We start from the raw sequence: 16,352 nt of genomic DNA, 5'->3' as shown, positions 1-16,352 counted from the left end.
ATAAAACGAACATATATTTTTATTTCAATCAATTCTTTTCTAACCATGTAAATTTCAAATTCTAATTTAATAACACCTGAATCTAATATATATTAATAAAATAATAATTCGTCCAAAATCGAAAATATCCTTTGCAATATACCCCTCAAAAAAGTTAAGTTTCTATCGCAGAAACTAATTTAAATGTTATAATAAATACTTAGTTAATAGCAGAAAAAATCATTCCAAATAATTTACTGTAAACCCATAAGGTGGAATAAACATGGAAATAATTAAAGAATTAGGCCAACGCATTCGCTGTATAAGAAAAGAAAAAAATTTAAGTCAAGAACGTTTAGGAGAACTCTCAAGTATACATACAAATCATGTAGGCGCCATCGAACGTGGCGAGAAAAATGTAACAATAGAAAGTTTAATAAAGCTAACTAATGGATTAAATATCACTCTAGAAGATTTATTTAAAAAGATAGAATTTTCAACCAATAAAAACCCGGTGCATTCTACAAAAAACAAATAAATATAATTATATTTCACTCACTTACAACGTACATATCTTCTAACAAAGTACACACATCTCTCTTACAAAATCACCTCAGAATCCCATATAAAAAATAACCCCTTTCGAAATGAAGTGGTTATTTTTTAACCCTAGTTTTGGATATCATATGAATTTCAAAAAAACAATATGAAGGTATTAATCACTAAGCTTAACCATCCCCCCATACCAACCACTACTCTCCTCCAAAAACACCTTCGTCTCCCCACTATCCTTATAAAAACTCTCCCAACCCCGCTCCCTCAAAATCCCCTTCCAACTATCACTCTCAACCATCCTCTTAATCACACCATCCCAATAAGCAACCTCTTCCTCTGTCATATCTTTCGGGCCCATAATTCCTTTCCAGTGCTGGAAGACAACGTCGATTCCTTGTTCTTTCCACGTTGGGATTTCTGGTAGTCGGTCTAGCCGTTTTGGTGCGGATACGGCTAATATTTTTATTTTGCCGGCTTTGTATTGTTTTTCGGCTTCGGATAGGGTCATGGTTGCGGCGCTGATTTGTTTGTTCGTTAGGGCGTTTATGATTTTATCTTTGTTTTCGTAGACGAAGAATTGTAGTTCAGCTGGGTTTATGCCGAATGCTTTGCTTACTTGTACGAAGGATAAGTGATCGTCGTTTCCTAGGCCTGGGGCAACGCCGATTTTGAAGTTTTTCTTGTCTTGTTTTAGTTGTTCCATTAGTTCGTTTGCGTTTTCTATGTTTGAGTCTTTTGAGACGGCAACGACTTCCCAGTCCGATGCAAGTAGCGCGAGTGGTGTGAAGTCTTTATATGTTAGTTTACTGTGGCCTAGTAGGTTGTTCGTTATGAGTAAGCTTGAGTTAATCGCCAGTACGTGACCGCCTTTTTGTTTCGTATATTTCCATCCGACATCACCGCTGCCACCTACTTTGTTTGTGACAGTGATTGGTTTTGTGAAGATTTTTTCTTCTGTCAGCGTTTTTTGCATCGCGCGTGCTGTTAAGTCCCATCCAGCTCCTTGAACGTTCGGTGCAACGATTTCTACTTTGTCTATGTTTACTGTATTCGTTTGAGATTTTTCTGAAGAACAACCAGCTATTACTCCTGTCATAATCCATATACATAGTAATAATCGTTTTTTCATAGTCCTCGTCCTATTCGATATTTTCGTTCTGGTCGTCCGATAATGCCGTATGTGTACTCTACTGTGCATTCGCTTGTCGCTACTAAATATTCTAAATATCTTCTTGCGGTTGTTCTGGAGGCACCCATTTGTTCTCCCATTTCTTCTATTGTAATTCCCTCTTCGAATCCTTTTATAATCCCTTTCACTTTTTGCAGTGTTAGCGGATCTACACCTGTCGGTAAGTTTTTTACGTCTTGTGTTTGCGAAATGCCGAAAAAGTTATCGATAAGTGCTTGATTTACTTCATTGTTACTATGTAATAATTGCTTCTTTCTTTTATAGTCTTCAATTGTGCAAACAAATTTTTCTAACGTGACCGGTTTTATAAGATAGTTGCTTACGCCGTTTCGAATTGCTTTTTCTAACATATGGTTTTCATTCGCCGCTGTAACCATAATGACGTCAACGTTTGGAAAGTCAGCATGGATTTTCGGCAATAAGTCTGTACCAATTCCATCTGGTAAATAATTATCTAATAGAAGCAAATCGATTTCTTCCTTTTGTAGTAGTTCCATCGTTTCTTTCGCGTTCAAGGCTTTTCCAATCACTTTTACGTCCTTTATTTTTGATAAAAACTCTTCCTGAATTTGCGCGACGCGGAAATCATCTTCTGCAATTGCAACCTTCAACATATGCCCATCCCCCTGTTTGTCATGTACTTTTTCTCAATGTTTTCGGAAGGTAAATTGTAAAAATAGCTCCCCCATTTTTCTCGTTTTGAATTTCAATTGTTCCTTCTAGTAGATCTACCATTTCTTTCACGTTTGCTAGTCCGTAACCACGATCATTTCCTTTCGTTGAAAATCCTTTTTGAAAAATGGTACTTATTTTTTCTGCTGGTACTCCTATCCCGTTATCTATCACTTCAAACACAATATCGTGTCCAATATCCGTAACAAAGAAGGAAACACTCTTTCCCTCTCGTTCACTCACCGCATCAAATGCATTGTCGATTATGTTTCCAAGGATCGTAATAAGGTGCGAAACTTTTATATGGTCTGGTAATGGATGAAGCGTACTATCTCCTTCAATAAGAAAATCGATTTTCTTCTCAGACGCCGTTCCGATTTTCCCTAATAAAATAGCTTGTACTTTCGCATCATGAATTTGATGGAATAAAATATGGTTTTGGCTTTGATGAACATTAGATTCTTGTTGGATAAATTCAATCGCTTCTTTGTAATGTCCTAACTGAAGTAATCCTGATAAGACGAAAAGTTTATTTGTAAATTCATGTGTTTGAGCGCGTAAGTCCTCTGAATACTTCCTTACCTCAGATATTGTGTTAACAAGGTTTTGCAGTTCTGTTTTATCTCTAAAACTACATACAACGCCTACCGTACTGTTATTTTCGAGTATTGGTGTCATGTTTAAAATAAACACTTTATCTTGAAACCCGATTTCTTGATCGTTTTCTAGCACTCTCTCCATATTAAACTCCGGTAAAACTTTTGAAATGTGCTGCTGCATATAATCATCATTTACATGTAGCATCTCTTCTGCCGACGTGTTCATCATCGTAATAAAACCGTTTTGATCGATAGCGATAATTCCTTCTTTTATAGATAGTAGTATTGCGCTTCGTTCCCGGTATAGCGCTGCAATTTCATTCGGCTCTAAACCGAGTGTATCTTTACGTATACTACGTGCTAAAAGAATGCCACCAACAATGCCTGCTAATAATACAGCTAAGGAAAAGAGTATAATTTCTTTCGTTCTGCTCAGTATGTTAGATTCAATACCTTTTATTAAAAACTCTACTGTAACGACGCCTACTACTTGATCGTAATCTCCGTTATGAACAATAATGGGTGCCTTCGCCATTAAAGCCGGACCACTTTCACCATTTCCTTCGAGTGTATAATAGCCACCAAAAGTGAGTGCTTCATAGTTATATGGATTGTTACTCTTTGTACCAATCAACTCCGAATTAGAATGTGAATACATAACGCCATAACGATCTTCTATAATTACATAATCTGCACCAGCTTGCTCACGAACTTGTTCCGCAATGGATTGAATGGTACTTTTATGCTCGTTATATTGAAAAGCATCTTTTATAGCTGGCATAAAAGAAAGGGATTTAGCTGTTTGCAGTGCTAACTGCTCCACTTGCCGCTTCGTATCAACGGACTGAATGTAAACAAATATTCCTGCTAACAGAAGAACGACAAATAAAATTAATGTAATAATTAAGCTTACTATTTTCGTTTGTAATGACACTTTACGTGATTTCTTCATACTCCATATCCTTTGATAAAATATTCAAAACTATCAATCTCCTTTTTCTATTATTATGACAAAACTAATAATGAAGCAACTATTAAAACTCTCCATGTACATAAAGTACAAAAAGAATAAAATTGTCATAATATTGAGATTTCAATTAAAAAACAGTACAATTCAACTACATTGAACACGCTTTCATATATACCTTTTATTTATAAGCAAGAGGAGGAATTATTATGGCTCAAGCAAAATCTAACCGAGTCGCCGGCAATATCTTCAAAGGTTCAGTCGGCAATTTAATTGAATGGTACGATTGGTACGTTTACTCTGCTTTCGCTGTTTACTTCTCAGCAGAGTTCTTTCCTAAAGGAGATCCAACAAGTCAGTTACTGAACACAGCAGCTATTTTCGCAGTCGGATTTTTAATGCGCCCTATCGGAAGTTTATTAATGGGACGCTATGCAGATCGGCACGGACGCCGGGCAGCATTAACTCTTTCTATTACGGTTATGGCCGGTGGTTCTTTAATTATCGCCTGTACACCTAGTTACGAAAGCATCGGTATTATGGCGCCAATTATTTTAGTTCTTGCTCGTTTACTTCAAGGGTTATCACTTGGCGGAGAGTATGGAACTTCCGCAACATATTTATCTGAGATGGCTAGTAGTGGACGCCGTGGTTTTTATTCAAGTTTTCAATATGTAACGCTCGTTGCTGGACAGATGGTTGCGTTAGGTGTCCAAATTGTTCTTCAGCAATTACTAAGCGAACCAGATATGAAAGCTTGGGGATGGCGTATTCCATTCATTATTGGTGCGATGGGAGCAGTAGCTGTATTATGGCTTCGACGTACAATGGATGAATCGGAGCAATTTTCAAATATGGAATCGAAAAACCGCGAAAGCGCAGGAACCGTTCGCGCTCTTATGAAACACCCGAAAGCAGTATTAACAGTAGTCGGTCTAACACTAGGAGGCACTGTTGCATTCTATACGTACACAACATATTTACAAAAATTCATGGTAAACACAGTCGGTCTTCCGAAAGAAGTTGTAAGCTGGATTAACTTTGCCGCACTACTTATATTCGTTGTACTTCAACCAATTGCAGGGCTATTATCCGATAAAATTGGACGCCGCCCACTATTAATGGCTTTCGGTATTCTCGGAACGTTACTAACAGCACCAATTTTCTTCTTCATGGAAAAAACGACAGAACCAATCGTAGCATTTTTACTCATGATGGTCGGTCTCATTATCGTTACTGGTTACACTTCCATTAACGCGATTGTAAAAGCAGAACTCTTCCCAACCGAAATTCGCGCACTCGGCGTAGGTTTACCATATGCACTAACCGTTGCGATATTCGGTGGAACAGCTGAGTTCATCGCTTTATGGCTAAAAAGTATCGGAATGGAATCACTATTCTACTTCTACGTAGCTGGATGTATCGCAATAAGCTTTATTACGTATTGGCGTATGGATGAGTCATCGAAGACTTCGCAGATTGAGGCGGAGCTTGGTGGTGGAGATAGCTTGAAGAATGGTACTAGTTCAAAATAATAAAGTATAGAAGATCATCTTGAACAGGATGACTTCTTTATATAACACCCCTCAAAGAGAATTTTTTCTCTTTGAGGGGTGTTATTTTTCAATTTTCACTCGTTCTAGATTTATAATCTTTCTTCCGAGCAAACCCCATGTTTTGCTTTTTCTTTTAATTCTTAAGATACCGATTGTGGTGAGTTTGACGACCTTTTTTTACTTTTAAATACTTTTTGAACGGGCAACCAGAACAATCCCACACAAGCCACCCCACTCCTTCCCGCGCAAAAGATAAAAGCACCTTCAATTAGCTGTAACACCAATGGATTCTTTGAAAGTTTGTTCGTAACAAATAGTATGATTATAAATTTTAAAAATAAATGTTATAGTCAATCAAAATAAAAGGCGTGAGCTATTGGGCTCACGCTTAAGAAGAATTTTAATTTAAATGTTTTTATAAAAGTTAATTTTTTAGTTATTATTTTTATACATTTTTTGTTCTTGTCCCCAAACTTCAATTAAATTTCTAAGTTCAGTTGTTTCAATCTTACATATATTAGGATCATGGATAGAATATAAATCTACAAGTATAGTTTCATCCTTTTTTACTTGAATTGCACATAATGTACCTTGAAATTCATTATATTCTTTTAAATTATTTAATACTTCATCAATTTTTTGTAACCACCATTTAACTGGAATCCCTTGGATATCGTTTTCTAAAAATGTTGCTACAATTTCTAGTTCTTTTGGTAATTCTATTTTTAAAGAATCTAGGTCTTCATTTTTTGTCACTTTATATATATTTCATTTGTAACTACTCAGCTACCCTAAGGTTTTAATGGTTTAATATTTTGATTTTCAAGTTTGCCTTCACAAATTCCTGTTAACACTGATAATAAGAAAAACAGGCCGTAAAACGGGCGATCAATTTGATCATAAAGGTCATACGCTTCGCCAAGTGGAACATCCGAATCATGTGGTTGTTCAGCCTGTAACAATTACTAACAGCGCGTAGAAAACGTTTGGATAAATAAGAAGCAAATAAATTATTAAAGGGTTGTAACCCCTACTATAAGAAATACTATTATTACCAAAGGAAGAATGATAATCATAAAGGACACTATTATTGTTAATAATGCTTTCCATGCTGAAAATTGGTGTGCTTCTCCTAAACATTTTAAGGAAATAATGATTGTCCAAATTCCAATAACTATATCAATTATGGCAAAAATAAGAAACAAAATCGTTAAAGTTATGCTACTATCCATTTCCGGTGTCTCACTCGTAAAGTTTTCTATCCCAAACAAGAAAAATGAAGGCACCCAAACTAATATAAGAGAGTAAACGTAAGGGATATAAGAATAGGCAACTGAGTAACGTGTTTTTTCAAAGGTACCTTGTCCACCAAGTTTTTTTGCCACCCAATTGAATAACGCTGGTAGCAAAAAATAATAAATTAAGAAAGCAACGAAGGTACCGAATATAACTATTGAGATTATTGAAAATGGACTACTTATTGAATCCGCCATATTTTTAGAAGATGCTCGATCTAAAGTCTGTACGAATGAGCCTAATAAAATGAGTAAAAACACATTCTTAGGTTTGGATATAAAAATTTCTTTCATTGTATCACGTGGTTTTGTCCAAATGGAGAACCAAGGATTAAGTGCACGTTTAAATTGATTTTCTGGAGTTTCCATATAAAAAACATTCCCCTTTCTTAAAACATATTAAATATAATTTCCTAATCATCCCAGTTATGTACATAGAAATATTAAAGCATAAATAGTCGGTTATTTAAATATAAATATTCAATCATTTAATTTCATCTGAAACTTAGGGGGAGTGCTTCTTAGCAATTACCTCTATATTGTCTTGCATTTTCAACTATGGGCTGAGTAGTTACTTTCATTTTTGAGTACCTCACATTCTTTAATACATTGGATAAACAGTTATAATCTTATCATTAATAAGAACAAACCTAATTTCCATTCCTTCAGATGTTTTACCAGAATATAATCTTCCACTTATACATCTTTTATTGCTATAAGCCTCGTGAATGGCTTCCATAAGAAGAATGCGCTTATATACTTGAAATGCAACAAATTCTCTTTAAAAGCCTATACGTATTTTCCCTCCATCTTCTATATGCTTCCGTAAATAATAGTACTTATGGAGTTCTATAATCATATAAAACAAAACAAACGAAATCACTGTGCATGCAGACATAAATACAATTGCCCCCATCTGTTGTGTTGCAATGCTAAGAATTATATTAGCAATTAACTGCCCCAATCCCGCTGCAATAGCTGCTACTTTTACACCACCAGTTCCTTTCGATGATTTTGATTTTTTTCTTGGTTCCTGAAGTTTTTCAATATGATTTTTATAAAAATGATACAAAGCAAAACCATACAAACCAAATGAAAGAATAAAATAGATGGGAGTTTGTAATTGTAACACTTCATAGGCATATTTTTGAGCTATAACCAATAATCCGACTGAACATATGGTGCCATATACTCCTCGAAATAGAGTGTATTGTAATTGTCGTTTCCGAGGATTGATAGCAATCCATATCGCCCACAAATTTAAAAAAATAACTGGCGGAGTTACTATATATACATAGAGTAATCGAAAAGGATTCGCGAACGCAGGCAAAAGAACAAACACGTCTGCCCCCAAAAGGACAAGGCCAATTACGTGGACTCTTATTTCATTTACAGGATAAAGGGCCATATAATGTGCAAAAGCTTTCTTATTAAAATCTATACTTTTTTTCATGTTAATTAAACCACCCCGCTACTGTTCCAATCGGTAAAAGTTTCATAGCTATTTATTCTCCTTTTTTCTAAATTTATCCATAATATTATGAGCAACTATATTCCATAGTAAAGAAAGTACGGTAACAAAAAGTACAGCTAAAGAAAAATAAATCCTATCCTTCCATGTATCATGTACAATCATGCCCAGTATAATCATTATTAACGCACCAACACATATAACTATTTTTGAAAATTTTCGCATTCTATTATCTCGCTTCCTTCTCAAACTTAAATGAAACTCCTGCGGAATCTATAATCATACCCACCTATTATAATCTCACCTTTGACACTTCTATCATAATCACCTAATACAGGTATATAATCAGGTATCTTAATTTTAATAATTTCCGCTTCATATGTTTGCAATACTATCAACGTTTCAAATGTCCTTTATACATTCCTTATCTAATTTTTAAAAATAAATCCAAACTATATATTTAAAAAAATAAAAGCGGACTCATAGAGTCAACTTTTACTTTTTATTTTTTAATATATCTTATGAAAGATTTAAAATTAATTCTGCTAAACTATCACAAATAACTTCGAAGCTTTCGCTTTCATAATCTTCTAACTTTACTTGTCCATTTTGATTATCTACAACTACCAAGAGACCGTTAAACTCCATACCAATAGGGATATTATTCAGTTGATTATCATGTGCGCCTTGGTATCCTTGTAAAGATACATAAAAATCATGCAGTTCAATTCCTGGTATAACAGGATTTAAATCAAAATCATAACCTAAATAATTACCTCCTAAGTCTAAAAACCAATAAGAATTATAATATTCTTTAATTGAATTATGTAATTGTATTCCCAAATCTTTTTCTATATCAGAAAAATCATGAATTATATTTTTCTCTAAAGGTTTCCAGAATACGTATCCCTCTGTATCTGGTTCTCCTTCATAGATAAAAGTATCTGCTTCTACTAGCCATAAAGATTTTGGCAATGAATTATTACACTCTTGCCACTCTCTAATTATTTTATCAAAACAATTTTCCATTTCATTTTTCATTTTTTTATTTACCGCCTAATGTATGATGTTCAATAAATTTCTGAAGCATTTCTACATATTCTGCATCTTTCCCCCCATGCTCCAATCACTTTTTCTACGTTATGAACCCCTCCAAAACCAGGATGTAGTGGCATCGGAACACCAACAGCTTGACCACCACCAATATGGTGATGAACTAATTTAGTTCCACGTAATCCTGTAAAATTATATTGTGGAAATTTCCCTTTAAATCCTTAATGATTTATTCATATTTTGAATTCCCCTATCACATAAGTAATATCATTTCTTATTAAATTTACTGTGCACCAGTTCAAAGAATTTATTTGCACCAAGTGAAATTGCGCCAATAATAAGAACACCCATAATAAAATAAATCTTTTTAAATAAGTTGTAAGGAGATAAAATAGCAACTACAAGAAGTATTATAATTGCAACGAATGTGACTAATTTCCCAACTTTAAATGCTTGCATATCAGCTTTCCTCCTTCTGGATAAAAACAGCCAATATAGTCATACATCACAGATTCTTTAACCATAAGTTTTTATTTCCTTCCATAAATCACAATACTTAAAATTCAATAAACCTCTTTAAATGGTTTCATGTGTTCTACCTCCACCTTCTATATGCTTCCTTAAATAATAATACCTATGGAGTTCCATAATGAAATGAAACAACATAAACGAAAGCATGGAGTATACACACATTAATACAATTGCTACCATCTTTTGTGTTGCAAAACCAAGACTGATATTAGCAATGAGTTGACCCAATCCTACAAAAGCCAATACTCCGAAGCCAGAATTTTTTTTCGATGACTTTGATTTTTTGATTGGTCCCTGAAGTTTTTTAATATGGTTTTTATAATAATGATTCAAAGCAAAAATATACAAACCAACTGAAAAAACAAAATAGATTGGAGTTTGTAATCCTAACATTCCATATGCAAACTTTTGGGTTATAACTAATAATCCTACTGAACATACGATGCCAAATACCCCACGAAATAGAGTGTATTGTAATTGCCGTTTCCGAGGATTTATAACAATCCATATTGTCCATAAATTTAAAAAAACAACTGGTGGAACTATTATGTACATATATATCGGTTGAAAAGGATTCGCAAAAGCAGGCAAAAGCACAAATATATCTGCTATCCCAATCACAAGAGTAATTATAGTCGATCTTATATCATTTACAGCATAAAGAGCCATATAATATTCAAAAACTTTTTTATTAAAATCTGTATTTTTTTTCATGTTAATTAAACCACCCCGCTACTGTTGACCAAGCTTTTTTCGCAACCGTTTTCACCATATCCTTAATACTATCATCTTCACCATCACCATCTAAATCAACATCCCATTTTACACCTTCTGTGAAATATTATTCCCTTCTCGAAAAGAAGATCAACCCATTAATAAGATCTAGGCTTATCAAAAATTTCAAAAAGCCAAAGATTTTGCTGGTATCGAATCTATTGGGACTCACACTATGCGCAAAACCTTCGGCTATTGGTTCTATAAACAAACTAAAGATGTTGCTATGTTGCAAGATATATTAAACCACAGCACACCAAAGATTACACTCAAATATATTGGAATCAATAAAGAAGAAAAAGATAATATTCTTGATACATTTCAAATTTAATTTACTTAAAATTACTATTTCAACTGTCATAAAAAATAGTGGAAATTTATAAAGAAAGACCTTTTATTTTAAATTAAAAGGTCTCTTCTACAAACATATATATTAAGATTTATATTTTTTTACTGTACAAGGGATAGTTACGATGTACAAATCTATAGCATAGATTGTAACCCAAATACCTTTCCCTTCAGCTTCTAACTTTTTATTTAGTTGAGATAAATGCTCTGAAATTTTTCTTTTCCCCCATCTTCTAGGAAACCATTGAAAAACCTTAGGAACATTATGTTTCTTATTATACCGAGCATTCAATCTCCAGAAAGTGAAAAAAAACAAAGCAATAATTATGATACAAAAAATATCAAAATATGAAATTCCTAAAATCATATTATATTTTCTCCATTTCCACTAAAACTCAGATAATTTACTTCTTAATTCTAATTCACCCTCTGTTTCAAAACCCTTAAATAATAAATGAGCAATTTGATTATGATTAAAAAATACATTATATTCTTTTGATAAATTACCATGAGGATATGGACAAGAAACATAATCCCATAATTTATTATCATCTTGTTGTTGCTTTCTACCATAAATCATAAGGAGTTGATTAATTTCTTCTACAAGAACTACAGAACCAATTGGTAATAATTCGCTTCCTATTGGTAATTTTGGTATATTTATATTTTCCATACAAAACTCCTCCTAAATAAACTAATTACTACTTTAAAAATAAAGATGTGATTTTATAAAAAATAAAAAAAGCTAGCGGTATCACTATGCCAAAAATTAGAGATAATATCATTTTCTCTTTAAAAGTAGCATCTGCTCCAAGCCAAACGGCTAATAAACTAGAAGGAACAGCAATAAAAACAAAAATAATTAAAATCTTTTTAAACACTTGCAATGAAAACAAAAAAACTTTCCCCTCATAAATATAACATTCTAACTCTTTTCTACTTTTCTACTTTTCTACTTTTCTACTTTTCTACTCCAAATTTTATTCCTAAACCAACAGGTCCAAGACCAACACTTAATTCACTTTTTAATCCAACTTTTGCCTCTCCACCTATACTACCATAAGCTACATCTCCGCCAACAACTAGTTTCCAATCATCAATAAAAGGTAACGGTATTTTAACTTCTCCCTCAACACTATCTATTGGATGTAAAATTGTGTTTAATATTCCTTTAAGTTCATCTAACACCGCTTCATTTTGCCCTTTTTTGTAGTTATGATATTGCCCGATAATAGGAGTATTTTCTATCTGGCGAATAAATTTTTCGTACAACTGATCCATCGCTTCTACGTTATTTTCAACAGTATCTTTAAGTTTATCAAACAACGTTTCTTCTATGTTCTTCTTTTACCTGAACTCGATTTTCTTTATCTAAAAAAGCATAATTCATTAATATACAATTTAAAAACCTCTACTTATATGTAGAGGTTTTTGTATGACGAAAAAACACGTAGTTCCATTGTTATTTTACAAACCCCAAATTCTTCCTCATCTTAAAGTGGAACAAATTTATTACTTAGAGTGTCTAATAAGTGTATTTCTAATATGAGTTGTCCAGATTGGATACAACATATCCCGTTTGACATCTATTTTTATGTATTACAAAAAAAAAGAAAGGACTTATTATTCCCAAAAGTAAAAAATATGTATTGTAATACTACGGTTAAGTATTACAAGTTTAATACTTTCACAGGTGAACCATTACAAGTGAAAACAAAAAAGAAATAACCCAAACCGTGACTTATCAATCATATAAAGTGAAACTTTAATCAGCCCTCACCAATCGGGCTTTTACGGGCAGCCCGACCCCCACCTAACTTCTTTGCTTCCGCTGAATTTTGAGGTGGGGCTCTTACTGCCCGGCCAATAGCGGGATAAACGTTTTGGATGTCCTTTAACCTGTGAAATTTTAGCTGCAGTAGTATTGTTACCCTATGCTATCTTTAATTGCATTGGTATTTAGAATACCTAGACAAAATCCATATATTCTTGAAAGAGGTTGAAAATTTATGTTCGTTTTAAACAAGTTCTTTAACATTTTACATTACAAAAAGATTGTGCCTGTAGTATTACTTTCATGTGTATCACTTATAGGCTGTTCCAATAGTAACACTCAATCTGAACCACCTAAACAAACGAATCAAGCTAATCAAATTAAACAAGAAAATACAGGTAATCAATCTTTCGCTAAACTTGAAAAAGAATATGATGCTAAGCTTGGTATTTATGCACTGGACACAGGTACGAATCAAACTGTTGCTTATCATTCAGATGATCGTTTTGCATTTGCATCTACATCTAAATCATTAGCTGTGGGCGCTCTTTTACGCAAGAACTCATTAGAAGCTCTTGATCAAAGGATTACGTATACTCATGAAGATCTTTCTAATTATAATCCAATTACTGAAAAGCATGTTGATACAGGAATGACGTTAAAAGAACTTGCAGATGCTTCTGTTCGATATAGTGACAGCACAGCGCATAATTTGATTCTTAAACAGTTAGGGGGACCCTCTGAATTTGAAAAAATCTTGAGAGAAATGGGAGATACTGTTACTACTTCAGAACGATTTGAACCTGAATTAAATGAAGTGCATCCAGGAGAAACACATGATACCAGTACACCAGAAGCGATAGCTAAGACACTTCAATCATTTACATTAGGAACTGCACTTCCAATAGAAAAACGTGAGCTATTAGTAGATTGGATGAAGAGAAATACAACTGGGGATAATTTGATTCGCGCTGGCGTACCAAAAGGATGGGAAGTAGCTGATAAAACAGGCGCGGGATCTTACGGAACAAGAAATGATATCGCAATTATTTGGCCACCAAATAAAAAGCCGATTGTTCTTGCTATACTTTCTAATCATGATAAAGAAGATGCTAAATACGATGATAAACTTATTGCAGACGCAACCAAGGTCGTGTTAAATACCTTAAAAGCTACGGAATAAATGATAATAGGTTAAAAGTTTTCTATTTTAGGCGGGTGTTTTCATCAACTAAAAATTTAATAGTGTCCCAAAAATGAAATTTGGTGCTAACTTGTAATAAAAAGCTCATTTTTATTGTTTGGGGATAAATGATTCTTTAAGCTTGATGGCAATTTGGTGCTATCCCTAAAACATCTGGACTGTAATAGCCAACTAAAAAATGCAAACAAAAAGACCTTTAATCAGTCGTTTTGTTTGCATTTCCTTTTTCTAAAACTACAGAAAAGATAAGTACTATAGTTAACACCATAATAAACCTTACTTCACTTCCATCACTTACAAAAAATGAATACAAAGTATAAATTAAAATTAATATTCCATAAATAACTTTGTGCAATGAACTCCCCCCCTTTTTGCCGTATATATTTTAGTGTAAAAATTTAATTCAAGCCCTATATCAAAATGAAAATAAAAAGCACCTGTGATATACACAAAGTGCTTTTCTCTTGTCAATTTATCTATTTTCACTATATTTATCTATTTTCTTTTTATAACTCAAATTTCTTCGAATCGTACTTTTCTAGAGTTTGCTGCAATTCATTTTGTTCATATGGAATATGTTTATCTGTCTGTACATCTTCAACATTTTCTTCACCTGTTAATAATCTCCTATACTTAAAAGAGTGCCCTGTTAATACTGTTGTAATCATTTTGTATTGCCCTCCTTTTGTTTGATTACTTGTATCATAAAACAAGTATCTGAAGTTGATATGTAGTCCATCTAGAGTGTATGTAAATTTAAAAAAATCTCTAATAAAATGTTTATGTTGTAACGTTACCACCAAAACTAGTGCTTCCAACACCATGATTTGAAGAGACAGTAACCTATATTCTAGCCTCAATTCCTCCTACAGTTCTATATTCAGTAAAACTAGTTAATCCCTATAATATAAAAAGAGCACCACTTTTTGGATGCTCTTCGTTATAACTATATATTATTTAATTTCCTTGTTTTGTTGGTACCATTTTTCCTTCTTGAGAGTCTGTGCCCTCTGTTCTCTCAACAGTTTTTGCATGTTCTGGTTTTTCATGGGCTCCCATTTCAAATCCAGGTTGAGAATCTGTACCTTCTTTTGTTGGTACCATTTTTCCTTCTTGAGAACCTGTACCTTCTGTTCTTTCAACAGTTTTTGCTTCTCCTTTAGGAGTTGCTGGTACTGCATCTTTAGGTAAATCAAAGTTTTGTGAGAAAGACGTTGTTCCATCTGCACTTTGTGTAATTACTTGATTTGAACTATTTTCATTTGACTTTAAATTGTCCATTTTCGCATCATCTGCACCTACTGCGCCTCCCGCTACCAATCCTGTACTTAAAAGTGCTCCTGCTAATAATGTTTTAATCATTTTTCATTACCTCCTGTTTATTTGTAATATTCATCAAAAAAGTATCTAGAGTTAATGTTTTAGTCATTATCTTTATCTACTTGCTTTTTGATTACATTTAGCATAAGACAAGAATCTATAGTTGATATGGACTGTATCTGGAGATTATGTAAAGAAAAATGGATGATCAATTGTATATCCTAATGGATGCTTAGACAAGATTGAAACTTTATATGAGTTTGAACAATTGAGTTCCCCTTTGTTTTTTGGTGTGAGGTTTTTAGCTGGAGTGGAATGAGGGACTAACCTTTTCAAATTTGAAAGCAAACTTTTTATTATTAGTTTACATTCAAAACACTGTGAATAAAAGAGTCTAAAATCCATGAACAAAAAACCAAATCTCATTGATGTCCACCCCATCAGAAGTAAAGAACAGATTGAAGATATGAAATAGGCTCTCAAACGTCATTATTCTGAACGAGACTATATTCTCTTCCTTATTGGGATCCATACAGGATTACGTGTCAGCGATCTACTCCAAATAGAAACCCAAACCATAGTAAAGTTAAAACTAAAAAAAAAGAAAAGAATTTAAGATCAAAGAAGGAAAAACGAAGAAAGAACGCATGATTAATCTTGCTTCTATTTTTGATGAAGTCTATTCGTATACCCAAACTCTAGAAAATACCTGGTTATTCCCATCCCGAAAAGGAGATTAACCCATTAGTAAGATCCAGGCTTATCGACAATTGCAAAAAGCCGGAGATTTTGCCGATATAGAATCCATTGGTACCCATACTATGCGCAAAACCTTCGGCTATTGGTTCTATAAACAAACAAAAGATGTAGCCATGTTACAAGATATACTCAATCACAGTACACCACAAATTACGCTTAAATATATTGGAATCAATAAAGAAGAAAAAGATAATATACTAGATAATTTCTATATCTAATCATATATGATCAACATAAAGAAAAATTTGATATACAATCAGATTTAAAAACATTACTTAATAATTCTTTGAATTAAATTGGAGCTGA

19 protein-coding genes and 5 pseudogenes are annotated in these 16,352 nt (G+C 33.3%); 5 read left to right on the top strand and 19 right to left on the bottom strand.

Going from position 1 to position 16,352, the window contains the following annotated elements; translation table 11 throughout:
- Positions 1 to 262: 262 nt before the first annotated feature.
- Positions 263 to 517, top strand: a complete 255-nt coding sequence (locus tag DN408_RS02890; RefSeq protein ID WP_078178971.1) for a helix-turn-helix domain-containing protein — start codon at positions 263 to 265, stop codon at positions 515 to 517.
- A gap of 177 nt (positions 518 to 694) precedes the next feature.
- Here DN408_RS02890 and DN408_RS02885 read toward each other — a convergent pair whose 3' ends face one another.
- From DN408_RS02885 to DN408_RS02875, 3 genes are read right to left on the bottom strand one after another with little or no spacing between them, the layout of a single operon-like run.
- The gene (locus DN408_RS02885) at positions 695 to 1,663 is read right to left on the bottom strand and encodes a tripartite tricarboxylate transporter substrate binding protein (protein ID WP_078178970.1); all 969 of its coding nucleotides are present in this window, start codon (positions 1,661 to 1,663) and stop codon (positions 695 to 697) included.
- The gene (locus DN408_RS02880) at positions 1,660 to 2,337 is read right to left on the bottom strand and encodes a response regulator (protein ID WP_078178969.1); all 678 of its coding nucleotides are present in this window, start codon (positions 2,335 to 2,337) and stop codon (positions 1,660 to 1,662) included. The genes DN408_RS02885 and DN408_RS02880 overlap by 4 nt, the downstream gene beginning before the upstream one ends.
- Positions 2,338 to 2,356: 19 nt before the next feature.
- Complete coding sequence (locus DN408_RS02875) at positions 2,357 to 3,946, bottom strand: ATP-binding protein (protein WP_078178968.1); 1,590 nt, start codon at positions 3,944 to 3,946, stop codon at positions 2,357 to 2,359.
- A 224-nt stretch (positions 3,947 to 4,170) separates the two neighbouring features.
- On the opposite strand from DN408_RS02875, the gene DN408_RS02870 reads away from it, so the two are divergent.
- Positions 4,171 to 5,496: an MFS transporter gene (locus tag DN408_RS02870; protein WP_078178967.1), complete on the top strand. Its 1,326-nt coding sequence runs from the start codon at positions 4,171 to 4,173 to the stop codon at positions 5,494 to 5,496.
- 453 nt (positions 5,497 to 5,949) lie between these two features.
- On the opposite strand, the gene DN408_RS02865 is transcribed toward DN408_RS02870, so the two are convergent.
- The 9 genes and pseudogenes from DN408_RS02865 to DN408_RS02825 all read right to left on the bottom strand — a co-directional run bounded on the left by DN408_RS02865 (position 5,950) and on the right by DN408_RS02825 (position 10,581).
- Entirely contained in the window at positions 5,950 to 6,273 is a 324-nt protein-coding gene (locus DN408_RS02865; protein WP_002010945.1) for a hypothetical protein, read from the bottom strand.
- A gap of 35 nt (positions 6,274 to 6,308) precedes the next feature.
- Positions 6,309 to 6,479, bottom strand: coding sequence for a hypothetical protein (locus tag DN408_RS31285; protein ID WP_002010943.1), 171 nt, complete (start codon positions 6,477 to 6,479; stop codon positions 6,309 to 6,311).
- Positions 6,480 to 6,530: 51 nt separating this feature from the next.
- Positions 6,531 to 7,181: a Yip1 family protein gene (locus tag DN408_RS02860; RefSeq protein ID WP_002010942.1), complete on the bottom strand. Its 651-nt coding sequence runs from the start codon at positions 7,179 to 7,181 to the stop codon at positions 6,531 to 6,533.
- Positions 7,182 to 7,593: 412 nt separating this feature from the next.
- Positions 7,594 to 8,265 (bottom strand): hypothetical protein, encoded by a 672-nt coding sequence (locus tag DN408_RS02850; protein ID WP_033730880.1) that lies wholly within the window; start codon positions 8,263 to 8,265, stop codon positions 7,594 to 7,596.
- A 537-nt stretch (positions 8,266 to 8,802) separates the two neighbouring features.
- Complete coding sequence (locus DN408_RS02840) at positions 8,803 to 9,324, bottom strand: SecY-interacting protein Syd (RefSeq protein ID WP_002125632.1); 522 nt, start codon at positions 9,322 to 9,324, stop codon at positions 8,803 to 8,805.
- 29 nt (positions 9,325 to 9,353) lie between these two features.
- A pseudogene (locus tag DN408_RS31865) lies at positions 9,354 to 9,494 on the bottom strand (hypothetical protein); the annotation flags it as partial.
- 109 nt (positions 9,495 to 9,603) lie between these two features.
- Positions 9,604 to 9,795 carry a hypothetical protein gene (locus DN408_RS02835; protein ID WP_002125631.1) on the bottom strand — a complete coding sequence of 64 codons (192 nt, stop codon included), beginning with the start codon at positions 9,793 to 9,795 and terminating at the stop codon, positions 9,604 to 9,606.
- A gap of 11 nt (positions 9,796 to 9,806) precedes the next feature.
- Positions 9,807 to 9,899 (bottom strand): annotated as a pseudogene (locus tag DN408_RS31860) (DUF4176 domain-containing protein); the annotation flags it as partial.
- Between the two features lie 13 nt (positions 9,900 to 9,912).
- Positions 9,913 to 10,581 (bottom strand): hypothetical protein, encoded by a 669-nt coding sequence (locus DN408_RS02825; RefSeq protein WP_070169883.1) that lies wholly within the window; start codon positions 10,579 to 10,581, stop codon positions 9,913 to 9,915.
- A gap of 127 nt (positions 10,582 to 10,708) precedes the next feature.
- On the opposite strand from DN408_RS02825, the pseudogene DN408_RS02820 reads away from it, so the two are divergent.
- Positions 10,709 to 10,972: pseudogene (locus DN408_RS02820) on the top strand (tyrosine-type recombinase/integrase); the annotation flags it as partial.
- A 102-nt stretch (positions 10,973 to 11,074) separates the two neighbouring features.
- On the opposite strand, the gene DN408_RS02815 reads toward DN408_RS02820, so the two are convergent.
- The 4 genes and pseudogenes from DN408_RS02815 to DN408_RS32395 form a co-directional block, all read right to left on the bottom strand.
- Entirely contained in the window at positions 11,075 to 11,356 is a 282-nt protein-coding gene (locus DN408_RS02815; protein ID WP_002125625.1) for a hypothetical protein, read from the bottom strand.
- Between the two features lie 21 nt (positions 11,357 to 11,377).
- Positions 11,378 to 11,662 (bottom strand): DUF4176 domain-containing protein, encoded by a 285-nt coding sequence (locus tag DN408_RS02810; RefSeq protein ID WP_002125622.1) that lies wholly within the window; start codon positions 11,660 to 11,662, stop codon positions 11,378 to 11,380.
- Between the two features lie 28 nt (positions 11,663 to 11,690).
- Positions 11,691 to 11,885, bottom strand: a complete 195-nt coding sequence (locus DN408_RS02805) for a hypothetical protein (protein ID WP_144512667.1) — start codon at positions 11,883 to 11,885, stop codon at positions 11,691 to 11,693.
- 223 nt (positions 11,886 to 12,108) lie between these two features.
- Positions 12,109 to 12,327, bottom strand: a pseudogene (locus DN408_RS32395) (hypothetical protein); the annotation flags it as partial.
- A 671-nt stretch (positions 12,328 to 12,998) separates the two neighbouring features.
- Here DN408_RS32395 and blaIII point away from each other — a divergent pair.
- Positions 12,999 to 13,946 carry a class A beta-lactamase BlaIII gene (gene blaIII, locus DN408_RS02790; RefSeq protein ID WP_000497835.1) on the top strand — a complete coding sequence of 316 codons (948 nt, stop codon included), beginning with the start codon at positions 12,999 to 13,001 and terminating at the stop codon, positions 13,944 to 13,946.
- Positions 13,947 to 14,163: 217 nt separating this feature from the next.
- Here blaIII and DN408_RS31275 read toward each other — a convergent pair whose 3' ends face one another.
- From DN408_RS31275 to DN408_RS02785, 3 genes are all read right to left on the bottom strand, one after another.
- Positions 14,164 to 14,322: a hypothetical protein gene (locus DN408_RS31275; RefSeq protein WP_002087303.1), complete on the bottom strand. Its 159-nt coding sequence runs from the start codon at positions 14,320 to 14,322 to the stop codon at positions 14,164 to 14,166.
- Between the two features lie 151 nt (positions 14,323 to 14,473).
- Positions 14,474 to 14,635: a hypothetical protein gene (locus DN408_RS31270; RefSeq protein WP_002166276.1), complete on the bottom strand. Its 162-nt coding sequence runs from the start codon at positions 14,633 to 14,635 to the stop codon at positions 14,474 to 14,476.
- Between the two features lie 289 nt (positions 14,636 to 14,924).
- Positions 14,925 to 15,329, bottom strand: a complete 405-nt coding sequence (locus DN408_RS02785; RefSeq protein WP_098633290.1) for an alpha-ketoglutarate permease — start codon at positions 15,327 to 15,329, stop codon at positions 14,925 to 14,927.
- 361 nt (positions 15,330 to 15,690) lie between these two features.
- Here DN408_RS02785 and DN408_RS02780 point away from each other — a divergent pair.
- Positions 15,691 to 16,264 (top strand): annotated as a pseudogene (locus tag DN408_RS02780) (tyrosine-type recombinase/integrase).
- Positions 16,265 to 16,352 lie beyond the last annotated feature (88 nt).

This window comes from Bacillus sp. AR13-1, assembly GCF_008042285.1.
Taxonomy (GTDB): Bacteria; Bacillota; Bacilli; order Bacillales; family Bacillaceae_G; genus Bacillus_A; species Bacillus_A mycoides.
Note: the sequence above shows the minus strand (reverse complement) of the source record. Positions and strands in the feature narration are given on the sequence as shown.